This is a genomic window from Pseudomonas sp. JS3066, assembly GCF_036328175.1.
Lineage (GTDB): Bacteria > Pseudomonadota > Gammaproteobacteria > Pseudomonadales > Pseudomonadaceae > Metapseudomonas.
This window is the reverse complement of sequence record NZ_CP143312.1, coordinates 3935911-3955974: the sequence shown is the minus strand read 5'-3', so window position 1 is coordinate 3955974 and position 20064 is coordinate 3935911. Positions and strand designations below refer to the sequence as shown.

General features: G+C 65.0%; 17 protein-coding genes and 1 pseudogene. 10 read left to right on the top strand and 8 right to left on the bottom strand.

The genetic code is table 11. The features are described 5' to 3' along the window. Nucleotides 1-38 precede the first annotated feature (38 nt). Together SA496_RS18665 and SA496_RS18660 are read right to left on the bottom strand one after the other, a co-directional pair. Nucleotides 39-3113, bottom strand: coding sequence for an efflux RND transporter permease subunit (locus SA496_RS18665; protein ID WP_330114281.1), 3075 nt, complete (start codon nt 3111-3113; stop codon nt 39-41). A 1-nt stretch (nt 3114) separates the two neighbouring features. After that, nucleotides 3115-4212 (bottom strand): efflux RND transporter periplasmic adaptor subunit, encoded by a 1098-nt coding sequence (locus tag SA496_RS18660; protein WP_120655127.1) that lies wholly within the window; start codon nt 4210-4212, stop codon nt 3115-3117. A 143-nt stretch (nt 4213-4355) separates the two neighbouring features. Here SA496_RS18660 and SA496_RS18655 point away from each other — a divergent pair, with 143 nt between their 5' ends. Further along, a complete protein-coding gene (locus SA496_RS18655) occupies nt 4356-4496 on the top strand; it encodes a hypothetical protein (RefSeq protein ID WP_162945881.1) in 141 nt (46 codons plus the stop codon). Then, complete coding sequence (locus SA496_RS18650; protein WP_153918283.1) at nt 4493-5692, top strand: MFS transporter; 1200 nt, start codon at nt 4493-4495, stop codon at nt 5690-5692. The genes SA496_RS18655 and SA496_RS18650 overlap by 4 nt, the downstream gene beginning before the upstream one ends. A 238-nt stretch (nt 5693-5930) precedes the next feature. On the opposite strand, the gene SA496_RS18645 is transcribed toward SA496_RS18650, so the two are convergent. The 3 genes from SA496_RS18645 to SA496_RS18635 form a co-directional block, all read right to left on the bottom strand. Continuing rightward, nucleotides 5931-6419, bottom strand: coding sequence for a GlcG/HbpS family heme-binding protein (locus SA496_RS18645; RefSeq protein WP_120655129.1), 489 nt, complete (start codon nt 6417-6419; stop codon nt 5931-5933). 96 nt (nt 6420-6515) lie between these two features. Next, nucleotides 6516-7142 carry a response regulator transcription factor gene (locus tag SA496_RS18640; RefSeq protein WP_120655130.1) on the bottom strand — a complete coding sequence of 209 codons (627 nt, stop codon included), beginning with the start codon at nt 7140-7142 and terminating at the stop codon, nt 6516-6518. Continuing rightward, entirely contained in the window at nt 7139-8575 is a 1437-nt protein-coding gene (locus SA496_RS18635; protein WP_330115656.1) for a sensor histidine kinase, read from the bottom strand. Before SA496_RS18635 ends, SA496_RS18640 begins: the two co-directional genes overlap by 4 nt. A 250-nt stretch (nt 8576-8825) precedes the next feature. Between SA496_RS18635 and yghU the strand changes: the two genes are divergently transcribed. Continuing rightward, nucleotides 8826-9671: a glutathione-dependent disulfide-bond oxidoreductase gene (yghU, locus tag SA496_RS18630; RefSeq protein ID WP_120655131.1), complete on the top strand. Its 846-nt coding sequence runs from the start codon at nt 8826-8828 to the stop codon at nt 9669-9671. 54 nt (nt 9672-9725) lie between these two features. Here the strand turns inward: yghU and SA496_RS18625 are convergent, their stop codons facing one another. Beyond that, a complete protein-coding gene (locus tag SA496_RS18625) occupies nt 9726-10340 on the bottom strand; it encodes an eCIS core domain-containing protein (RefSeq protein ID WP_153918288.1) in 615 nt (204 codons plus the stop codon). Nucleotides 10341-10546: 206 nt separating this feature from the next. Between SA496_RS18625 and SA496_RS18620 the strand changes: the two genes are divergently transcribed. The 5 genes and pseudogenes from SA496_RS18620 (at nt 10547) to ycaC (ending at nt 15998) form a co-directional block, all read left to right on the top strand. Further along, entirely contained in the window at nt 10547-11497 is a 951-nt protein-coding gene (locus tag SA496_RS18620) for a GlxA family transcriptional regulator (protein WP_120655133.1), read from the top strand. 235 nt (nt 11498-11732) lie between these two features. Beyond that, entirely contained in the window at nt 11733-12173 is a 441-nt protein-coding gene (locus SA496_RS18615) for a helix-turn-helix domain-containing protein (protein ID WP_120655134.1), read from the top strand. Further along, nucleotides 12170-13081 (top strand): LysR substrate-binding domain-containing protein, encoded by a 912-nt coding sequence (locus SA496_RS18610; protein ID WP_330114280.1) that lies wholly within the window; start codon nt 12170-12172, stop codon nt 13079-13081. Before SA496_RS18615 ends, SA496_RS18610 begins: the two co-directional genes overlap by 4 nt. A 144-nt stretch (nt 13082-13225) precedes the next feature. Next, nucleotides 13226-15203 (top strand): annotated as a pseudogene (locus SA496_RS18605) (amidohydrolase). A 177-nt stretch (nt 15204-15380) separates the two neighbouring features. Further along, a complete protein-coding gene (gene ycaC, locus SA496_RS18600) occupies nt 15381-15998 on the top strand; it encodes an isochorismate family cysteine hydrolase YcaC (protein ID WP_330114279.1) in 618 nt (205 codons plus the stop codon). 196 nt (nt 15999-16194) lie between these two features. Here the strand turns inward: ycaC and SA496_RS18595 are convergent, their stop codons facing one another. Next, nucleotides 16195-17211: an alpha/beta hydrolase gene (locus SA496_RS18595; protein WP_153918388.1), complete on the bottom strand. Its 1017-nt coding sequence runs from the start codon at nt 17209-17211 to the stop codon at nt 16195-16197. Nucleotides 17212-17466: 255 nt separating this feature from the next. Here SA496_RS18595 and SA496_RS18590 point away from each other — a divergent pair, with 255 nt between their 5' ends. Both SA496_RS18590 and SA496_RS18585 read left to right on the top strand, forming a co-directional pair. Further along, nucleotides 17467-18303 carry an AraC family transcriptional regulator gene (locus SA496_RS18590; RefSeq protein WP_330114278.1) on the top strand — a complete coding sequence of 279 codons (837 nt, stop codon included), beginning with the start codon at nt 17467-17469 and terminating at the stop codon, nt 18301-18303. Nucleotides 18304-18373: 70 nt separating this feature from the next. Next, nucleotides 18374-19144 carry a substrate-binding periplasmic protein gene (locus SA496_RS18585; RefSeq protein ID WP_330114277.1) on the top strand — a complete coding sequence of 257 codons (771 nt, stop codon included), beginning with the start codon at nt 18374-18376 and terminating at the stop codon, nt 19142-19144. 15 nt (nt 19145-19159) lie between these two features. Here SA496_RS18585 and SA496_RS18580 read toward each other — a convergent pair whose 3' ends face one another. Next, nucleotides 19160-20062: a LysR family transcriptional regulator gene (locus SA496_RS18580; RefSeq protein WP_120655139.1), complete on the bottom strand. Its 903-nt coding sequence runs from the start codon at nt 20060-20062 to the stop codon at nt 19160-19162. Nucleotides 20063-20064: the final 2 nt, after the last annotated feature.

The window sequence follows — 20064 nt, the reverse complement described above, 5'->3', positions numbered from 1 at the left end:
TTGGCGAATGAATTCGCCCCTACAGGAGGTTTACCGCCTCATGCCAGGGCCGCAGCGGTGGTTATCGGTTTTTCCTTCCGCAATACCAGCGCACACAGCGCCGGCAGGAACAGCAGGGTGAGCACTGTGCCCACCAGTACGCCACCGATCAGCACATAGGCCAGGGATGACCAGAACACCGAGAAGGTCAGCGGGATGAAGGCCAGCGCGGCAGCCAGGGCGGTGAGCAGTACTGGGCGGGCACGGCGGACGGTGGCTTCGATGATGGCCTCGCGCAGCGGTCGGCCGTGGGCCTGCTCCTGTTCTATCTGGTCGGTGAAGATCAGCGTGTTGCGCATCAGGATTCCGCCGATGCCGATCAGCGCCAGGATGGCATTGAAGCCGAACGGCTGGTTGAACAGCAGCAGTGCCGGCATGGCGCCGATCAGGCCCAAGGGCGCGGTGGCGAATACCATGAACATCCGGCCGAAGGACCGCACCTGGAACATGATCACCACCAGCGTCAGCAAGATCATTACCGGGAATAGCACGGCCAGCGCCTTGTTGGCCTTGGCGCTTTCTTCCACCGGGCCGCCGATGGTCACCTTGTAGCCTGCCGGCAGCTTGGCGATCAGTGGTTGCAGGTCGGCGAACACGGCCTTTTCCACATCCGGCGGCTGGGTGCCCTTGATGATGTCGGCGCGCACTTCGAAGGTGAGCTCGCGGTCGCGGCGCTTGAGGATGGGGTCTTCCATCACCGGCTGGAAGCGGCCCACCTGTTCCAGCGGCACCGAGACGCCGGCAGCGTTGGTAATGGTCAGGCCCTCGATACCGCCGAGGTTTTCCCGCTGGGTGTTTTGCGCACGGACCGTTACGGCCACGGTGCGGGTGCCTTCGCGGACTTCGGTCACCGGGTTGCCGGTAAGCAGGGCGTTGAGCTGGCTCTTCACATCAACGGGTGTGAAGCCGAGCAGGCGCAGGCGGTCCTGGTCCAGTACCAGGCGATAGGAGCTGCTGCGCTCGCCCCAGTCGACGAAGGTGTCGCGGGTCTTGGGATTGGCGGCCACCACGGCGCGAACCTCTTCGCTGATCTGCCGCAGTTGGTCGAGGTTCGGACCGGAAACGCGGAACACGACCGGGAACGGCACTGGCGGGCCGAACACCAGCTGGGTGACACGTACCCGTGCGGAGGGGAATTCGCCAGCGGCGATGCGCGTCTGCATGCGTTCCCTGAGGGCGTCGCGGGCCTTGGAATCGGCGGTCTGCACGATGATCTTGGCAAACGCCGGGTCCGGCAGCTCGGGGTTAAGGGACAGGAAGAAACGTGGCGCACCACCACCCACGTAGGCGTCGACCAGTTTGGTCTGTGGCTCCTCCAGCAGGGCTTTCTCCACCTGGGCGACTACGGCTTCGGTCGCCTTGAAGGCACTGCCCGGTGGCATGTAGACCTCCACCAGTAGCTCGGAGCGGTCGGAATTGGGGAAGAATTGCTTCTTCACGATGCCCATTCCGAGGCCGCTGGCGACGAAGGCCAGCACCACCAGCACGGTGACCAGCTTGCGGTGGTTCACGCACCAGGTGATCAGGGCGCGCAGGCGCTGGTAGAGACGGGTGGCATAGAGCGCTTCATGGCCACCGGGTATGGGTTTGATCTTCGGCAGCAGCTTCACCCCCAGGTAGGGCGTGAAGAACACTGCCACCAGCCAGGAAGCGAGCAGGGCGAAGCCGACGATCCAGAAGATGTTTCCGGCGTACTCGCCCGCGCCGGACTTGGCGAAGCCCACCGGCAGGAAGCCGATGACGGTTACCAGGGTTCCGGTGAGCATGGGGGCGGCGGTGGAGGTCCATGCGAAGGTGGCGGCCTGCACGCGGTCGAGGCCTTCCTCCAGCTTCACCACCATCATCTCGATGGCGATGATGGCGTCGTCCACCAGCAGGCCCAGGGAGAGGATCAGCGCGCCGAGGGTGATCCGGTCGAACTCGCGCCCGGTCATCAGCATGATCACGAAGACGATGGACAGGGTCAGCGGTACGGCAGCAGCCACCACGAGACCGACGCGGAAGCCCAGGGCCAGCAGGCTGATCAGCATCACTACGCCCAGGGCGACGAAGAACTTGAGCATGAACTCGTTCACCGCGATGCGGATTTTCTCGGCCTGGTCGGAAACCTTGTCGAACGTGACGCCCAGCGGCAGCCCGGCGTGGATGCGGTCTTCCTCGGCCTGCAGGGACTTGTCCAGTTCAAGGCCGTTGAAGTGCGGGTCCATGATCACACCGAGCATCAGTGCCGGTTCGCCCTGGTGACGAATGCGATAGCTCGGCGGGTCCTCGTAGCCGCGCTTGACCGTGGCGACATCGGCGATGCGCAGCAGCTTGCCGTTGGCGTTGATCGGTACGTTCTCGATCAGTTTCAGGCTGTCGAAGGCGCCATCCAGGCGGATGTAGGCGCGCGGCCCGCTGGTTTCGACGAAACCTGCCGGGGCCACGCCGTTCTGCTTGCCCAGGGCTTCAAAGATCTGTTCGGGTTTCAGGCCGAGGGTGGCCAGACGTTGGTAGGAAAACTCGACGAAGATGCGCTGGGCCTGTTCACCGAGGATGTTGACCTTCTTGACGCCAGGCAGGTTGAGCAGACCCTGGCGCAGGTCCTCGGCCATCTGCACCAGCTGACGGTGGGGCAGTTGTTCGGCCTCCAGTGCATAGAGGGCGAAGTAGACGTCCGAGTACTCGTCGTTGAAGAAGGGGCCGACCACGCCTTGTGGAAGGCGCTTGGCTTCATCGGAGAGCTTCTTGCGGGTCTGGTAGAACAGCTGTTGGATGTCCCCCGGCCGGGTGGAGTCCTGGTACTGCAGCTTCATCGAGACGAAGCCGGGCTGGGCGATGGTTTCTACCCTGTCGTAGAAGTCCAGCTCCTGCAGGCGCTTTTCCAGGCGGTCTGCCACCTGCTCCTGCATTTCCCGCGCAGTGGCGCCCGGCCAGGCGGCGGTAATGGTCATGGTCTTGACCGTGAAGGAGGGATCTTCGGCGCGGCCCAGCTTGCTGAAAGCGATGGCGCCGGCGACCAGCGTGGCGATGATCAGGAACAGCGTCACCGCCCGGTTGCGTACCGCGAATGCGGAAAGATTGAAGCGGCTCATCTCAGTTCTCCAGGGCCAGCGACGGCGCCGGCAGTTCGCGCACGCTGTCACCGGCGTTCAGCAGGTGGGCGCCGAGGGCGACGATGCGTTCACCCGGCTGCACGCCACCTTCCAGCACCGCTTCTTCCTGCTCCAGGCGCACCACGCGAACCGAACGCAGCTCGACCTTGCCGTCCGCCTTGATGACCCAGACGCCGGTGCCCTGGCCTTTGTCGTGCAGGGCGCCAAGCGGCACGCGTACCAGTTGCTGTTGGGCGGCGCCTTCCAGTTGCAGGGTGATGGTGGAACCGATGGCCAGGGCCGTGGAGTCGCCACCCAGGGTGTAGCGGGCGCGGAAGGTGCGAGTGGTGGTATCCGCCGCCGCGGAGAGTTCGCGTAGGGTGGCTGGCACCGCATCGCCTGACGCTCCATATGGGTAGGCGCGGGCAGCGTGGTTGGCGAAGGAACGCTGGGTTTCCGGGATGTCGATCACCGCTTCGCGCGCACCGTCATGGGCGAGGCTGGCGACGATCTGGCCTTCGGCGACGACCTGTCCGCGGTCCACCCGTACATCGGTGATCACGCCGTCGCCATCGGCCTGCAAGGTCGAGTAAGTGCGACGGTTCTCCACCTGGGCCGCTTCGGAAGTGGCGGCGGCCTGTTCGGCCTGGGCGACCCGCAGGCGCGTGGCGGCCTGGTCGTACAGTTGGCGGGAGACCGCGCCGGTGCCGGCCAGGCGGCGATAGCGGGCTTCGTCGTCGCGGGCCTGGCGCAGTTCGGCTTCAGCCGCGGTGACGCGGTTGCGTGCGGTGCGCAGGGCCAGTTCGAAATCGGTGTTGTCCAGCACCAGCAGTACATCGCCACGCTTCACGCGGGTGCCCGGGTCCACCTTGCGGGCAATCACCTTGCCGCCGACGCGAAAGCCCAGGTCGCTGGCCGTGCGGGCGGCTACCACGCCGGTGTAGAGGGCATTCTGCTGGGCCGCCGCTTGTACGTCCGCCGCCAATACCGCCCGTGGCTGGGGCGCGCTGACCGTGGTGTCGGCCTGGCTGTTGCAACCGGAGAGCGCCAGCAGGGCGGCGGGGATCAGGGCGAGTAGGGCAAGGTGCGGGCGATTCATGGAGCGATCCTCGGAGTGGGCGGCATCGGGGCGGAGCACCGCAGGTCGAAAATATGATAGGCATAATCTAATTTCGTGTATATATGTCACTCGTCATCTAATTCGTCAGCCCAAGGGCGAAGCGACCAACGGAGGTGCATGCGATGTGCAATGAACAACAAGTGGCAGATAACGGCCTGGCCTGCGTTGCGCCGCCCGCCGTCAGCAACGACGACTGGCATGCCCTGGAGTGGCAACTGATGGCCCTGGCGCTGGAAGCCGAAGTAGTGGGAGAACTGTCATGAATCCGTCGCGCCTGCTGCTGGCCATCCTCATGGTGCTGACCGCCATGGGGGAAATCTCCACTCAACTGATCATTCCCGCCCTCGGTGCCCTCGAACAGGGGCTGGGTGCGGCTCATGGCACCAGTCTCGCGGCGCTGTCCGCTTTCGTCGCAGCGTTCGGGCTCGGGCAATTGCTGCTCGGGCCGCTGTCCGACCGGGTTGGCCGCCGACCGGTGCTGATCGGCGGTCTCAGCCTTTATCTGGCCGCAACTGCGTGGATGTTCCTGGCCGATAGCATGTCCGACTTCATTCTCGGCCGTGTGGTCCAGGGCCTTGGTGCCTGCGCGGCACTGGTGCTGGCGCGTGCCATCGTGCGTGATGTCTGGAAGACCCAGGCGGCCCCGGCCCTGGCCCTGACCGTGATCGGCATGCTCAGCGCCATCGCCCTGGCGCCCATGGTGGGCGGCCTGCTCACCCAGTGGGGCGGCTGGCATGCGCCCATCCTTGCTTCCCTGGCCATCGGCAGCCTGGCGCTGCTGGCGGTGCTGGCCTTCTACCGGGAATCCAACCCCAGTCTCGATCCCAAGGCCGGTCATCCGGCGACGCTGGCGCGCGATTACTTCGACCTGCTCAAGCAGCGTTCCAGCCGCGCCTTGGCCTTTACCCTGGCAGGTACCTATGGGGCGATGTTCGCGGTGGTGGCCGGTTCATCGGCTGTCTATATCGGCCTGCTGGGACTGAGCGCGGCGGAGTACGGTCTGGCCTTCGGCGCCACCATTTCCGGACTGATCGCCGGCGCGTTGTTCACCCAACGCAAGATCATGCAACTGGGTCCGCAACGTATCGTTGGTATTGGTGTGAGCCTGGTGGCCACGGGTGCACTGACCACCCTGCTGGTGCACGCCACGCTTGGCCTGTCGGTACTCGGCCTCTCATTGCCGCAGGTGTTGGTGACCCTGGGCGGCGGCATGCTGATTCCGGCTTCGGTGGCCGGTGTGGTCATGCCCAACGCCCACCGCGCTGGCCTTGCCGCCGGCCTGATGGGCTTCGCCCAGATGCTCGGCGCGACCTTGAGCGGCGTTCTGCTGGGGGCGCTGCAAGATGGCAGCTCCTGGCCGATGGTCGGCGTGCAAGCCGTATTCGCCGTGGCGGCCATCAGCGGGTTCACGCTGATGACCCGCAAGGCACGCAGCGCGGCGGTTTCTGCGGCGGGGTGAGGGAAAGGAGAAGCACGCACGGGGCCGCCTGCCCCAGGCCCGAGACGCAGGGCAGGGACTGACCATCGCCCAAGCTATGCCCGCCAGCCTCGTCGCAGGTCGGTAGAGAGGACTGAGAGATCGTGCGATGGATGAGAGCATCCATCGCCGTTGGCCCGAATCATGAGGACCCATTCCCCGCCGCTAAGGAGCCGCCTGGTGACCTTCGAGTAGGCCGCCAGGTAACTGGGCGAATCGCTTACTTGAACAGCGCCGCGTTGGTCGCCAGGACTTCGTCGGCGCACTGGGCGTCCAGGTGGCCACCCGGGGCGCCGGCTACGCCGATGGCGCCGATGACGGCATCGCCGGCCTTGACCGGAACGCCACCACCCAGCAGCAGGAAGCCGGGAATGTCGGCCAGGTTGGCGGCGGCCGGGTTCTTCTGGGCGTTCTCCATGATGTTCAGGGTCGGGTTCTTGGCGGAGGCGGCAGTGAAGGCCTTGGCGCGGCTGGCTTCTACGGTGTGTGGGCCGGCGTTGTTGGCGCGGGCGAAGGCTTTCAGCAGGCCGGCGCGGTCCACTACCGAAGCGCTGACGTTGTAGCCCTTGGCCTGGCAGGCGGCGACGGTTGCGACTGCCAGCTTCTGGGCGTCTTCGCTGGAGATGTTGCTTTCCTTCAGCACGGCGGCCTGGGCGGTGCCCGCGAGGGTCAGGGAGCAGAGCAGGGCAGCGAGGGAAGTACGGGGCATGGCTGTGTCCTTTCGTGGTGGACTTGAGGTGCAGCCAGTGTGTCTGGAGGGGGGGCGGCGCGGTATTCGCCCGACTACGGGACGGCCTCCGTAGTGCTACGGAGGTGGCGAGTCGAGCAGGCTGGCGTATTGGCGGATGAGCTGCGCCAGCGAGTCGGTTTCGAGCTTGGCGAAGACGTTGGCCCGATAGGTTTCCACGGTGCGCGGCGACAACTCGAACTCGCGTGCGATCTCTTTGTTGCTCATGCCCTGGACGATGCGTTCCAGCACATCGCGCTCGCGCCCCGAGAGGCGCCCCAGCCGCTCGACGGCGGCCTGGGTCACCGCCTGACGCTCGCGGCTGGCGATGTGGGTGCGCACGGCGGTCTGAACTGCGTCGAGGAAGACATCGTCGTCCGCCGGCTTCTGCAGGAACTCCATGGCGCCGCCCTTGAAGGCCCGGCGGCAGAGGTCGACGTTGGCGTGGCCGGTGAGCATCACCACCGGCAGGTCGGAGACTTCCGCCAGGCGGGCCAGCACGTCCAGCCCGCCGATGCCCGGCATGCGAATGTCCAGCACCACGCAACCGATGGCCTGCGGCGCCAGCGAGTCGAGAAAAACCTGGGGATCGCTGAATCCCTCACTGCGTAGTCCAACGCTGCGCAGCAACAGCGCCAGGGCGTCGCGCACGGCGTCGTCATCGTCCACCAGGTAAACGAGCGGAGAGTGTGCGGGGAGGCTCATGCATCGGCTCCGGCGAGGGGCAGGCGCAGGGTGAAGCAGGCGCCTCGGGGTTCGAGGTTGCGAACGCTGATGCGGCCGTCCATTGCGCCGGCCAGGGTTTCGCAGAGTGTCAGGCCCAGCCCCATACCGTGCGGTCGCGTGGTGTAGAAGGGCTCGAACAGGCGCGGCAGCGCATCGGCGGGAATGCCCGGACCGTCGTCGCTGACGCTGAATACATAGCCGCTGTCCTCGACACCGCCAGAAAGGCCGATGTTGCGGGTACTCGTCGCGTCGGCGGCGTTCTGCACCAGGTTGTGCAGGATCTGCTCGAGGGCCACCCGGTCGCCCAGCGGCCGTTCGCCCGGAGAGGCGTTGCGCCAGGTCAGGCGGATGCCACGGCGCGCCAGTTCCTGTTCGCGCAGGAACAGCAGCGAAGCCGCGAGCGCATCGGGATCGACCGCCGTGCGTGGCGAGGGTGAGCTGGGCTGCACCAGCTCGCGCATGCGCTGGATGATGTCGGCTGCGCGGCGTGCCTGGCCGGCGCTGGCGAGCAGGGCCTGGCGCACTGCCGGGCGTTCCTCTTCGTCATCCAGCAGGCGTTCGGCGGCACGCACCTGAGCGAGGATGGCTGTCAGCGGCTGGTTCAGCTCGTGGGCGATGCCAGCCGCCATCTCGCCCAGGGTGCTCAGCCGTGTCATTGCGGCCAGACGGGCTTCTTCCTGCTGCCGCCTGGCGTCGGCGCGCGTACGCTGCCAGACGCTCGTACCGGCGGCCAGCAGGCAACTGGCGACCGTCCAGACCAGCCATTCCAGCCAGGGCCAATCGCTGGGCGTCAGCCGTTTCCAACTGTGCAGGGGAAAGGGTTGGCTGACCGCGCCCAAGGGTTTGTGCAGGTCGATCAACCAGCCCAGCGAGCTGGCGCTGGATTGGCGTGCCAGCAGGGTCAGCGGCCCGGCGCCCACATCCAGCGTCAGCGTGGCCAGCGAGGGGGGGAAATCGGCGGTCGGTATGAGTTGCCGCGCATCCAGCAACAGGCTCCAGCTCGACGGTGCCACCAGCCAGTAGCGTGCCTCGTCCAGCGGCTGCGTGACGGGACGCTTCAGTTGGCGTGCCTGCTCGATCGTCGCAGCGAAGTTCGGCGGGGCGGCGAGGCTGCCCGTCCAGGTTCCGTCGCGCAGGAAACCCAGGTCCAGCAGTTGTGGCATGGAGGGTTGCAGGCTGGGGAGCAGGCGTTCGGGATCAGGCGGATGCGACAACGCGGCCAGGGTGGCCAGCACAGCCTCGTGCTGCACCGTCTTCTGGCTGAGCATGCGCTGGGCGATGCTGGTGTCCTGGAGAAAGCGCTCACGTCGGTCGGCATGGTCCTGCCAGCCGATCCAGGCGGCGACGGGGCAGAACAGCACCAGCCAGAGCAGGAATGTGCGGGTATTGGTCAGGGGTTTCACGGTGTGCATCATGCCTGGCCTGTGCCGATGGCGGCCATCCGTAGGGCTACGGAGGAGCGGTGCGATTCGCCGCGCGGGGCAGGGGCTGGAGCCAAGTGGGGCGAGTCCATCGGTGGCATCTGTCGGGCCTGGTTGCGGATGTCGAGTGGGCGTGGCTGCGTTGCAGCCCTCTGGTCACTCCCGCAAGGCTCCTGCCGCCCTACAATGCTTCGGGTTCCATTCAAGACCACTGTCTTTTGTCCTGCATGAGGGGGTTCACATGTCCGATGCACGCTATGTTCCGCCGGAAGTATGGCGGCACCTCGAACCGTCCGGGGGCGAGTTCGCCAACATCAACCGCCCGGTCGCGGGGCCGACCCATGAGCGCGAGTTGCCGGTGGGCAAGCATCCGTTACAGCTCTATTCGCTGGCGACGCCCAACGGGGTGAAGGTGACCATTCTGCTGGAAGAGCTGCTGGCCCTGGGGCATGCCGGCGCCGAGTACGACGCCTGGCTCATCCGCATTACAGAGGGCGATCAGTTCTCCAGTGGATTCGTCGAGATAAACCCGAACTCGAAGATTCCCGTGCTGGTGGATTACAGCCAGGAAAAGCCCATCCGCATCTTCGAGTCGGGCTCGATCCTGCTGTATCTCGCGGAGAAGTTCGGCCGCTTCCTGCCGTCCGATCTGGCAACGCGCACCGAAACGTTGAACTGGCTGTTCTGGCAAATGGGGTCGGCGCCCTACCTGGGGGGAGGTTTCGGGCACTTCTACGCCTACGCGCCGGAGAAGTTCGAGTACGCGATCAACCGATTCACCATGGAGACGAAGCGCCAACTGGATGTTCTGGATCGCCGTCTCGCCGATCACCGCTATCTCGCCGGCGACACCTACACCATCGCCGACATGGCCGTCTGGCCCTGGTACGGCCAACTGGTGCGGGGGCATCTGTACTCCGCGGCGGAATTCCTCTCCGCCCATGAGTACGTCCATGTGCTGCGCTGGGCCGAGGAGATCGCCCAGCGGCCTGCGGTGAAGCGTGGTCGGCGAGTCAACCGCACCTGGGGTGATCCGGCGGAACAGTGCCCGGAGCGGCATCAGGCATCCGATCTGGACGGAGACTGATGCCCGCTTGGCGTTGGGGATAGCCAGTCTGGAAGATTTGTGCAGCTGGCGGGTTCAGAGCTTCTTGCCGCTACTGGCCACCGCTGGCCTCAACGCCCGCGCTACTTCACCCTGGATTTTGTAGGCCGGGGCTTCCACCGAGTTGTAGTCCCGTGTGTAGCGCTTGGCGAAGTCCGCCACGCCCCATTCCAGGTACTGCTTTACGTGGTGCAGTTCATGAGCCCAGAGGGCGACGTTGTTCTGCGCGTCGTCCTCGTTGCGGAAGACGATCACGTCCACCAGGGTCACCGCTTCCACGTCCGGGTTCTGCATCAGGGTGTTGGCGGCGTTCATCTCGGCATCGACGCCCACCTTGTAGCGGGCCGTGTCCAGCACCTGCAGGTCGTAGTAAGGCTCCAGCTGCGCACGGATGTGCAGTGGAATGGGGTACAGAAGGGTCGCTGGCATGTTGTTGCGCGACTCCACGATCCACTGTTGCAGGCTGGTGGCGGCCATCTGGTTGACCCCTTCCAGCAGCGGGGCAATGTCCCCCTGGCTTCCCGGTGCGCAGAAACAGGTCACCACGCACACCTGCGATTGCCCGGCGGGACAGGCAAGGGCGGCGGTGGAAACGAAGGGCAGGGCAAGAATGGTCTGACGCAGGAATGTGCGAAGGGATACAGCGAACAAGGAGCCTCCCGGAGGCGCTGACGGAGCGCGCCATTATGGACAGCGGTGGCGGGGATTGGTTGCGCAATCCCCATCCGGCTGTCGGCCGATGTTCAAACGGTCTTCGTTTCCTGGGGCAGGCACGTGGCGGATGTGGAATTGTCGATTGCGTCCTGGAATGTCATGTCGCATGCTCTTCGCAGTCCTGCACAGGTATCCCTAAGTCCATGAAAAATATAGCAATGGTATTGTTTCAGGACTTCCTGCTCCTGGACATTGCCGGTCCGCTTGAAGTCTTCTCCATCGCCAACCGCTATCTGCCTGCCGACAAGCATTACCGGATCATCACCATTGGCACCGAGACCAGCGCTATTCGGGCCTCCAACGGCACCTTGATGCAGGCGGAGCTTAGCCTGGAGGAAGCCGTCGATGCCTACGACCTGCTGCTGGTCCCCGGCGGGCCAGGCGCCTACCTCAAACCCTTCCCTGAGCTGGTGGACTGGCTGCCGCGGGCCTGTGAAAAGGCCGGGCGCTTCGGTTCCATCTGCACGGGCGCGTTCATTCTCGGTTTTGCGGGGTTGCTGGATGGACATCGGGTGACAACGCACTGGCATTACACCGATCGTCTGGCCAAGGCCTTCCCCAGGGCACAGGTTCAGACCGACCACATTTTCCTGGAGGATGGTCGCCTGGTGTCCTCTGGGGGCGTCACTGCCGGTATCGACCTGGCGCTGTCGATGGTCGCCAAGGACCACGGCCGCAAGGTCGCCCTGGATGTGGCCAAGGTGCTGCTGGTGGTCATGACGCGTCAGGGCGGGCAGGCGCAGTTCAGCCCGCTGGTGGCGACGATCAGCACCCACGAGACACCGATCAGCCGGGTGCAGAGCCATGTGCTGGAGCGCCTGGACGAATCCTTCAGCGTCGCGCGAATGGCCGAGATCGCGGCCATGAGTCCGCGTCACTTCGCCCGTACCTTCGTCCGTGAGGTGCAGATGACGCCCATGGATTTCCTGCAGAACGCCCGTATCGATCACGCCAGGAACCTGCTGGAAACCAGCGACCTGCCACTGAAGACCATTGCCTTTCGCAGTGGCTTCGGCAGCGTGCGCGTGATGCGTCAGCGCTTCACCGAGCGGCTCGGGCTGACCCCCCTGCAATACCGCCAGCAGTTCAGCTGAGCCGCAGTGTCCGCATCGGGCACTGCGATGTCCGTATTCGGCACCGCCGCAGAGTTGTCGTACATCTTCCAACTGACAAGATAAAGGCCATTCGTCGGGAGCCTGGCACATGGCTGTCGGTGTGCTGACGCACGCCTGCAAAGAACCACTGGCCTCATTGCCAATCAGCAGCTTGCTGGTGATGGCCCTCACTCACCCTGCCAGACCCACCGTCTCACCACGATGGACTGAAGCAATGCCACGATCCGAGTTCCACGCCACGGGCGCCCCCGGTGCAATCTCCGGGGACGATGTGGCGTTCTCCACCGCAGGTGGGCTGAGCGCCAGCCGCGAACGCCTGGTCAAGCAGCTGATTCTCGCCAACCTCGCCAGCAGCCTTGAAGTCACCGCCCTGGCCGATGCCTGTTCTCTGTCCCGAAGCCATTTTTCCAGGGCATTCAAATGCAGCACCGGACTGTCGCCCCGGGAATGGATTCAGCGCCAACGTATCGCCCGCGCCAAGGAGCTGATTCGCCGCTCCGAGCTGAGCCTAATCCAGATCGGCCTGGAATGCGGCTTCTGCGATCAGGCGCATTTCTGCCGCAGTTTCTCGCGCAGCGTCGGGGTCACGCCCCTGACCTGGCGCCTCGGAGCGCGGCTCGACCCCAACGACTCCGCCACCAGGAATACCCCATGAACCGAAACCAACTGCGTCGCGTCGACCTCAACCTCCTGGTCGTTTTCGAGGCCCTGATGTTCGAGAAGAATGTGACGCGGGTAGCCGAGAAGCTTTTCCTCGGCCAGTCGGCGGTGAGTGCGTCGCTTGCACGTTTGCGCGACCTGTTCGACGACCCGCTGCTGATCCGCCAGGGCCGTGGCATGGAAGCCACGCCGAGGGCACAGGCCATCCTCGAGGAGTTGCGTCCGGCGCTGGACGCCATTTCCGGCGCGGTGAGCCGTGCCAAGGATTTCGACCCTGCCAGCAGTCGCGAGATATTCCGCATCGGCCTTTCCGACGATGCCGAATTCGGCCTGTTCCCGGAGCTGCTGCGGCGTCTGCGCGAGGAGGCTCCCGGCATAAAGGTGGTGGTGCGGCGGGTGAACTACCTGCTGCTGCCGTCGCTGCTGGCATCCGGCGAGATTTCCGTGGGCGTCAGCTACACCCAGGAACTGCCGGCCAATGCCAAGCGCCGAAAATTGCGCGACATCCCCTGCAAGGTGCTGCGTGGTGACGACCGGCCGGAGCCGCTGACCCTGGACGACTACTGCGAGCGGCCGCACGCCATGGTGTCCTTCTCCGGGGACCTGTGCGGCAACATCGACCACGACCTGCAACGGGTGGAACGCAGCCGTAACGTCGTGCTGGCGGTGCCGCAGTTCAGCGGCCTGCGTTCGTTGCTGCCGCGCACCGAGCTTATCGCCACTGTGCCCGACTATGCCGCCTGTGCATTGGTCGCGGGCACCAGCCTGCGCGCCGAGGATCCACCGTTTCCCATTACTCCGGCCGAGCTCTCCATGGTCTGGAGCGGGGCGCATGACAACGACCCGGCGGAGCGCTGGTTGCGCACGCACATCGTCGAACACATGTCGCGTCCGCTGCACTAGCGGGTTGGGAGCGCAGCCGTCTAGGACGGGCGTTCCAGCTGAAGAACAGCACATTCGTGCAATCGTTGCATGAGAGGACACGGCATCCTCGGGGTCCGATTTTCGCCGTCAGCCCCGGCGAGCGCGACGACCGAGGAACCGTTCATGAGCCAAGACCCATCCAGCAATAGCCGCCGCCAGTTCCTCGCCGCCAGCTCCGTGCTGGGCGCCGCTGGCGCACTCTGGTCCGCACTACCCTTCACCGGCGCCGCAGGCGTCGCCCATGCCGCTACTTCAGGGGGTTCCATGTCCGCCGACCTGATCCTGTTCAATGGCCGCCTGCACACGGTCGACCGCGAAAAGCCCACCGCCAGCGCCGTGGCATCAAGGACGGGCGCTTTCTCGCCGTCGGCAGCGATGCCGAGGCCATGGCCCATCGCGGCGACGCCACCCAGGTCATCGACCTCAAGCAGCGCACGGTGATCCCCGGCCTCAACGACTCGCACCTGCACCTGATCCGCGGCGGCCTCAACTACAACCTGGAACTGCGCTGGGAAGGCGTGCCCTCGGTGGCCGACGCCTGCGCATGCTCAAGGACCAGGCCGACCGAACCCCCTCTCCGCAGTGGGTACGCGTGGTCGGTGGCTGGAACGAGTTCCAGTTCGCCGAAAAACGCATGCCGACCCTGGAGGAAATCAACCGCGCAGCGCCGGACACCCCGGTGTTCCTCCTCCACCTCTACGACCGCGCGCTACTCAACCGCGCCGCGCTGAAGGCGGTCGGCTACACCAAGGACACGCCCAACCCGCCGGGTGGCGAAATCCAGCGCGACGGCAGCGGCAACCCCACCGGCATGCTGATCGCCCGGCCCAACGCCACCATCCTCTACGCCACCCTGGCCAAGGGGCCGAAGTTGCCGCTGGAGTACCAGGTCAACTCCACCCGCCAGTTCATGCGCGAGCTCAACCGCCTCGGCCTGACCAGCGCCATCGACGCCGGCGGCGGCTACCAGAACTACCCGGACGACTACCAGGTGATCGAGGAACTGGCCAGGCAGGGCCAGCTCAGCGTGCGCATCGCCTACAACCTGTTCACCCAGAAACCCAAGGAAGAGCTCACCGACTTCCAGAACTGGAGCAAGGTGGTCAAGCCCGGCCAGGGCAATGACTTCCTGCGCCACAACGGCGCCGGCGAGATGCTGGTGTTCTCCGCGGCCGACTTCGAGGACTTCCTCGAACCGCGCCCGGACCTGCCGCAGACCATGGAGCAGGAGCTGGAGCCGGTGGTGCGCCACCTGGTGGAGCAGCGCTGGCCGTTCCGCCTGCACGCCACCTACGACGAATCCATCTCGCGCATGCTGGATGTGTTCGAGAAGGTCAACCGCGACATCCCGTTCAACGGCCTGCCGTGGTTCTTCGACCACGCCGAAACCATCTCGCCGAAGAACATCGAGCGAGTGCGTGCCTTGGGCGGCGGCATCGCCATCCAGGACCGCATGGCCTTCCAGGGCGAGTACTTCGTCGACCGCTACGGCGCCAAGGCGGCCGAGCAGACTCCGCCGATCCAGCGCATGTTGGCCGAAGGCGTGCCGGTGGGCGCCGGCACCGACGCCACCCGCGTCTCCAGCTACAACCCCTGGACCTCGCTGTACTGGCTGGTCAGCGGCCGCACCGTCGGCGGCCTGGAGCTTTATCCCCAGGGCCTGTCGCGCGAGACCGCGCTGCAACTCTTTACCCACGGCAGCGCCTGGTTCTCCAGCGAGCAAGGCAAGAAGGGGCAGATCAAGGTGGGCCAACTGGCCGACCTCGCCGCCTTGTCGGCGGATTTCTTCAGCGTCGAGGACGAGGCCATCAAGTGGATCGAGTCGGTGCTGACCGTGGTCGACGGCAAGGTGGTCTACGCCGCCGGCGAGTTCGACAAGCTCGGTCCGCCGCAGCTGCCGGTGCTGCCGGAGTGGTCGCCGGTGGCCAAGGTCCCCGGCCACTGGAAGCCCGCCGCGCCGCTCGCCGCCCAGGTGCACCAGTGCGTCGGCGCCTGCACGGTGCACGCCCACAGCCACGAGCGGGCACGGCAGTCGAGCGTGCCGGTGAGCGACTTCCAGGGCTTCTGGGGGGCACTGGGCTGCTCCTGCTTTGCCTTCTGATGGTTCCTTGAGGGGGCGACTTCAATCGCCAAGGGCAGCAACGCTGCCCCCGGCGACCCGAAGGGCAGACCTTCGGCCTGCCTGGCGAATGAATTTGCCCCTACAGAGAAAACAACAGCAAGCCTGAATTATTTGCGCAGGCCCAAGCCGGCGCCCAACCCAAGCAAGGAGAACACCATGGCTACTCCTACAAGCGTCTCGACAAGGACAACGCGCGTCCTGCTGGTGGACCACCAGTCCGGCCTGCTGTCGCTGGTTCGCGACTTCACCCGACGAGTTCAAGAACAACGTGCTGGCCCTGGCGACATCGCCAAGTTCTTCAACCTGCCGACCATCCTCACCACCAGCTTCGAAAGCGGCCCGAACGGCCCACTGGTGCCAGAACTCAAGGCCATGTTCCCAGACGCGCCGTACATCCCGCGCCCCGGCCAGATCAACGCCTGGGACAACGCCGATTTCGTCAAGGCGGTGAAGGCCACCGGCAAGAAGCAACTGATCATCGCGGGCGTGGTGACCGATGTCTGCGTGGCGTTCCCGACCCTGTCGGCCATTGCCGAAGGCTTTGACGTGTTCGTGGTCACCGACGCCTCCGGCACCTTCAACCCGGTGGTACGCGACGCCGCACTGAACCGCATGAGCCAGGCCGGCGCCCAGCTGATGAACTGGTTCGCCGTGGGCTGCGAACTGCACCGCGACTGGCGCAACGACATCGAAGGTTTCGGCGGTCTGCTCGCCGGTCACCTGCCGGCCTACGCCAACCTGATGCAGAGCTACTCGGCGCTGAACGCCAAGTAATCCCAGCGCAAAAAAATGCCCGCATTTGTGCGGGCATTTTTGTTTCGCCGGTGGACATCGGGAGTGATGCCTGGCCAGCCCCAAGGGTGGATGACGCTCTGTTCATCCACCAGCGATGCCGATCCGGGCTCCGATCGTTGGGTCTCGTTCCTCGGCACCAACCTACCGAAGAACATCGTTCTGCACGGCGAATCTCTTACTGCAGGTGCTTCCTCAGCTCGGTACCGGCCTGACGCATGGCCGCCTGCACGGCGGGAACATGGGCCAGCGGGTTGAGCAGGCCATAGTCGTGGATCATGCCGTTGAAGCGCACGGCGGTGACGTCGACGCCAGCAGCATTCAGCTTGCGCGCATAAGCTTCGCCCTCGTCACGCAGCACGTCGAACTCGGCGGTCTGTACCAGGGTCGGCGGCAGGCCCTTGAGTTGCTCGGGCGTGGCGCGCAGCGGTGATGCATGGATCTCGGCGCGCTGCTTGGCGTCAGTGGTGTAGTTATCCCAGAACCACTGCATCATCGGTTTGGTGAGGAAATGCCCCTGGGCGAACTGGTTATAGGAGGCGGTCTCGAAGCTGGCGTCGGTCACCGGCCAGAGCAGGACCTGGGCGCGCAGTTGTGGCGTGCCCTTTTCCTTGGCCATTAGGGCGACCACTGCCGCCATATTGCCGCCGACGCTGTTGCCGGCGACGGCCAGGCGTCTGCCATCCACGCCGAGTTCCTTGCCATGCTCGGCGACCCATCGGGTGGCGGCGTAGGCCTGGTTGATGGCGGTGGGGTAGCGGGCTTCAGGGGACGGCGTGTAGCCGACATAGACTGCAACAGCGCCGGAGTTGACCACCAGATCGTGGATCAGCCGCGCATGGGTCGGGTAGTCGCCCAGCACCCAGCCGCCACCATGGAAGAACATGAATACGGGCAGCTCACCCTTGGTGCCTTCGGGGCGAACGATGGTCAGCTTGAGCGGCTGACCGTCGGCCTGGATGGTCTTTTCCTCGACGCGAGTGCCGGCGAGATCGACCTTCACCGATGCCTGGGCGCCCACCAGCACGGCACGAGCATCCTTGGGCGAGAGGGTTTCCAGGGGTTTGCCGTCGCCGGCTTCCAGGGCTTCGAGGAAGGCCTGGGTTTCATGGTCCACGCCGGGGCTGCCGGCGGCGAAGGCGGTCGCGGACGAAAGGCCGATGGCCACGGCGAGCAGGTGGTTGCGCAGGTTCAAGATTCATTTCCCTGTGTGTTTGCCAAAAATCGAGTGCGGCAACCGTGCCGCGCCCAGCTGGCTGGACTATCGCGCTGGCCGGTGCGGAGTTATTGCATGGGTGTGCTTACTTTCGGTCCGGTACCGGCCAGGGTGGAAATCCGGCGGAGCAATTCCGTCGTCACGGGCGGTGCGAAGGGAAGTCGCCGCGCAAGAACGATCAAGTGCCATCCTCTCCAGCGCGGCACACTCGCTGGCGTCTCGTAAGGAGTGAACATGGAAGACCCTATCGGCAAAGCCCTCTGGATGATCGAAACCGATGTCGACGGCCACTTCGATCTCCAGGCCATCGCCGACGCCTGTGGCGTATCCCGTTTCTGCCTGGCCCGTGCGTTCGTCGTTGCCACCGGCTGGCCGGTGATGCGCTACGCGCGGGTAAGGCGGCTAAGCCGGGCAGCGCGCAGGCTGGCTGACGGGGAAACGGACATCCTCGGCCTGGCCCTGGAGTCCGGCTATGGCTCCCACGAGGCTTTCACTCGCGCGTTTCGCGAGCATTTCGGCCTGACGCCGGAATCCGTTCGAGCACGCGGCCATCTGGACGGCATCCAATTAAGAGAGGCCATGCGCATGCGCCCCACCAGCACCTATCCACTTACCGAACCGCGTTTCGAACAGGGCGAAGAACTGCTGATCGCCGGACTCGGTGAGCGCTTCACCGCCGACAAGTCCCAAGGCATCACCGCCCTCTGGCAGCGCTTCGTGCCCTACATCGGCCGGGTATCCGGGCAGCAGGGTTACGAGACGTATGGTCTGTGCCACAGCCCGGATGAGGAGGGTGGTTTCGAGTACATGGCTGGCGTTCGGGTCAACCGCACAGACGATCTGCCGGCCGGTTTCACCCACCAGCGGCTGCCAGCGCGGCGTTATGCGGTGTTCCGCCATCAGGGGCACATCTCCAGCATCCACGAGACCTTTGCAGCGATCTTCCAGCGCTGGTTGCCGCAGTCCGGATTGCAGGCCGCCGATGCGCCGGAGTTCGAGTATTACAGTGCTGATTTCGATCCCATGGCTGGAACGGGTTGGGTGGAAATCTGGGTGCCGATAAAGGACTGAAAAGGGGGAGACTCGCGGCTTCCCGTCAGCCTAAACTGAGCGGCATTTTCGTCAGGCCCCTTGCCCATCCATGCCGAGTACGCAGGTATCAAGTCGTTGCCGAGCGTTGTGGTTCGTCGCGCTGCTGCTGGCCAGCGTGTGGCCGCTGTTCGGCCATGCCGGCCAACCGGCCGAGTACCGCATCGGGGTGGAACAGGTGGATTACTACCCCATCTACTCCGCGGTGCCGCCAGACAACGAATACCGCGGCTATGCCCGTGACCTGCTGGACCTCTTCGCCACCCGGGAAAACCTGCGCTTCATCTATGTGGCGCTGCCGGTGCGGCGTCTGTCCCATTCCTTCTGGAGTGGACGACTCGATCTGGTCTTCCCCGACAACCCGCGCTGGGCAGAGCCGCAGAAGCCCGCCGGAATCACCTACTCGCAGCCGGTGCTGCAATTCCAGGACGCCATGCTGGTGTTGCCGGAGCGCAAGGGCCAGCCGCGCAAGAACTTCCGCCGGCTCGGCTTCGTCCGTGGTTTCACGCCGTGGAAGTTTCAGGACGACATCGCTGCCGGACGGGTGGTCATCGAGGAGGCGCCCAACCCCGAGGGACTTATCCACATGGCCATGGCCGGCTACATAGACGCTGCCAACATGGCGCAGCAAGTGGCTAACTTCCACCTCAAGCACCTGGGGCGGGAAGGCGGCCTGGTGATCGAGTCGTCATTGCTGCCACTCAGCGACAGCTACTACCACCTCTCCAGCATCCAGCACCCTGAGCTCATCCACCGTTTCGATGCCTTTCTCCAGCGTGAGCAAGCGGCGATTCAGACGCTGAAGGCGAAGTACGGCTTCTAACGCCGGGGCAGGCGGTCAGGCCAGCTCGAAGGCATCCATCAATTCCGCGAGAAAGGTGCTCACCAGTTCGCTCTGGCGGATGGAATGCCGGACTGCCGCGTGGAACTGCACTTCATAGCGAAACTGGTTCGGGTTGAGGGCGCGGAGCTGGTCCAGTTCAACGTGGCGTGCCGCGTAGTGCTCGGGCAGAAAGCCCAGGTGCTGGCCAGAAAGGATCAGCAGGGCAGCGCCATCCATGCTGTCGGTGAGAGCGGTCATGCGGTCGATCGAGGTAGGGGCTGGCATTTCCGGCAGCGGGTGACTGGGCCAGACCCACTCGTGTTCGGCCACGTCGGCGACTTGTAGCGTGCCAGCCTGGAGATAGAGCGGGTGCGAGGCACTGCAATAGGCAGCCTGGGTTTCGCTGAACAGGGACAGATAGTCGAGGTTGTCGAGACGCCGCCAGAAATAGCCGATGGCCAGGTCAAGATGGCCATTGATGAGCTTCTCTTCGAGGAAGGCGGACGACAGCTCGGTGAACTGGAAGTACAGGCCCTGGTTGCGTGCGCGCAGGCGAGCGATGGCCAGGGCGATCTTCTTGTTGGCCGTCGGGTCGATCTGTCCGAGCAGGCCGATGTTCAGCGTGCCGGAGAGGGTGCGGTTGATGTGCTGCACTTCAAGGCGAAAGCCCTCGGCAGCTGCCAGCAGGCGCCGCGCCGCTTCGACGAACTGGCTGCCCTTGGACGTCAGCGCGAATCCCGCCCGGCCACGTTGGCAGAGGCGGAAGCCCACGCGAGTCTCAAGTGACGCCAGTTGCGCACTGATAGTGGGTTGCGAAGTGTTCAGCGCAGTCTGCGCAGCGGAAATGCCTCCTGCCTCGACAACCGCCAGGAACACGCGGATCAGACGGATATCCAGTTCGGATACGTTGCCCAGCATGG

What these genes read in the sequence shown, in the direction of transcription:
- SA496_RS18665 (WP_330114281.1), bottom strand. Translation starts at nt 3,113, where the DNA reads ATGAGCCGCTTCAATCTTTCCGCATTCGCGGTACGCAACCGGGCGGTG.
- SA496_RS18645 (WP_120655129.1), bottom strand. Translation starts at nt 6,419, where the DNA reads ATGCCCCGTACTTCCCTCGCTGCCCTGCTCTGCTCCCTGACCCTCGCG.
- SA496_RS18650 (WP_153918283.1), top strand. Translation starts at nt 4,493, where the DNA reads ATGAATCCGTCGCGCCTGCTGCTGGCCATCCTCATGGTGCTGACCGCC.
- SA496_RS18590 (WP_330114278.1), top strand. Translation starts at nt 17,467, where the DNA reads ATGGAAGACCCTATCGGCAAAGCCCTCTGGATGATCGAAACCGATGTC.
- SA496_RS18615 (WP_120655134.1), top strand. Translation starts at nt 11,733, where the DNA reads ATGCCACGATCCGAGTTCCACGCCACGGGCGCCCCCGGTGCAATCTCC.
- SA496_RS18580 (WP_120655139.1), bottom strand. Translation starts at nt 20,062, where the DNA reads ATGCTGGGCAACGTATCCGAACTGGATATCCGTCTGATCCGCGTGTTC.
- SA496_RS18655 (WP_162945881.1), top strand. Translation starts at nt 4,356, where the DNA reads ATGTGCAATGAACAACAAGTGGCAGATAACGGCCTGGCCTGCGTTGCG.
- yghU (WP_120655131.1), top strand. Translation starts at nt 8,826, where the DNA reads ATGTCCGATGCACGCTATGTTCCGCCGGAAGTATGGCGGCACCTCGAA.
- SA496_RS18620 (WP_120655133.1), top strand. Translation starts at nt 10,547, where the DNA reads ATGAAAAATATAGCAATGGTATTGTTTCAGGACTTCCTGCTCCTGGAC.
- SA496_RS18640 (WP_120655130.1), bottom strand. Translation starts at nt 7,142, where the DNA reads ATGAGCCTCCCCGCACACTCTCCGCTCGTTTACCTGGTGGACGATGAC.
- SA496_RS18610 (WP_330114280.1), top strand. Translation starts at nt 12,170, where the DNA reads ATGAACCGAAACCAACTGCGTCGCGTCGACCTCAACCTCCTGGTCGTT.
- SA496_RS18585 (WP_330114277.1), top strand. Translation starts at nt 18,374, where the DNA reads ATGCCGAGTACGCAGGTATCAAGTCGTTGCCGAGCGTTGTGGTTCGTC.
- SA496_RS18635 (WP_330115656.1), bottom strand. Translation starts at nt 8,575, where the DNA reads ATGCACACCGTGAAACCCCTGACCAATACCCGCACATTCCTGCTCTGG.
- SA496_RS18660 (WP_120655127.1), bottom strand. Translation starts at nt 4,212, where the DNA reads ATGAATCGCCCGCACCTTGCCCTACTCGCCCTGATCCCCGCCGCCCTG.
- ycaC (WP_330114279.1), top strand. Translation starts at nt 15,381, where the DNA reads ATGGCTACTCCTACAAGCGTCTCGACAAGGACAACGCGCGTCCTGCTG.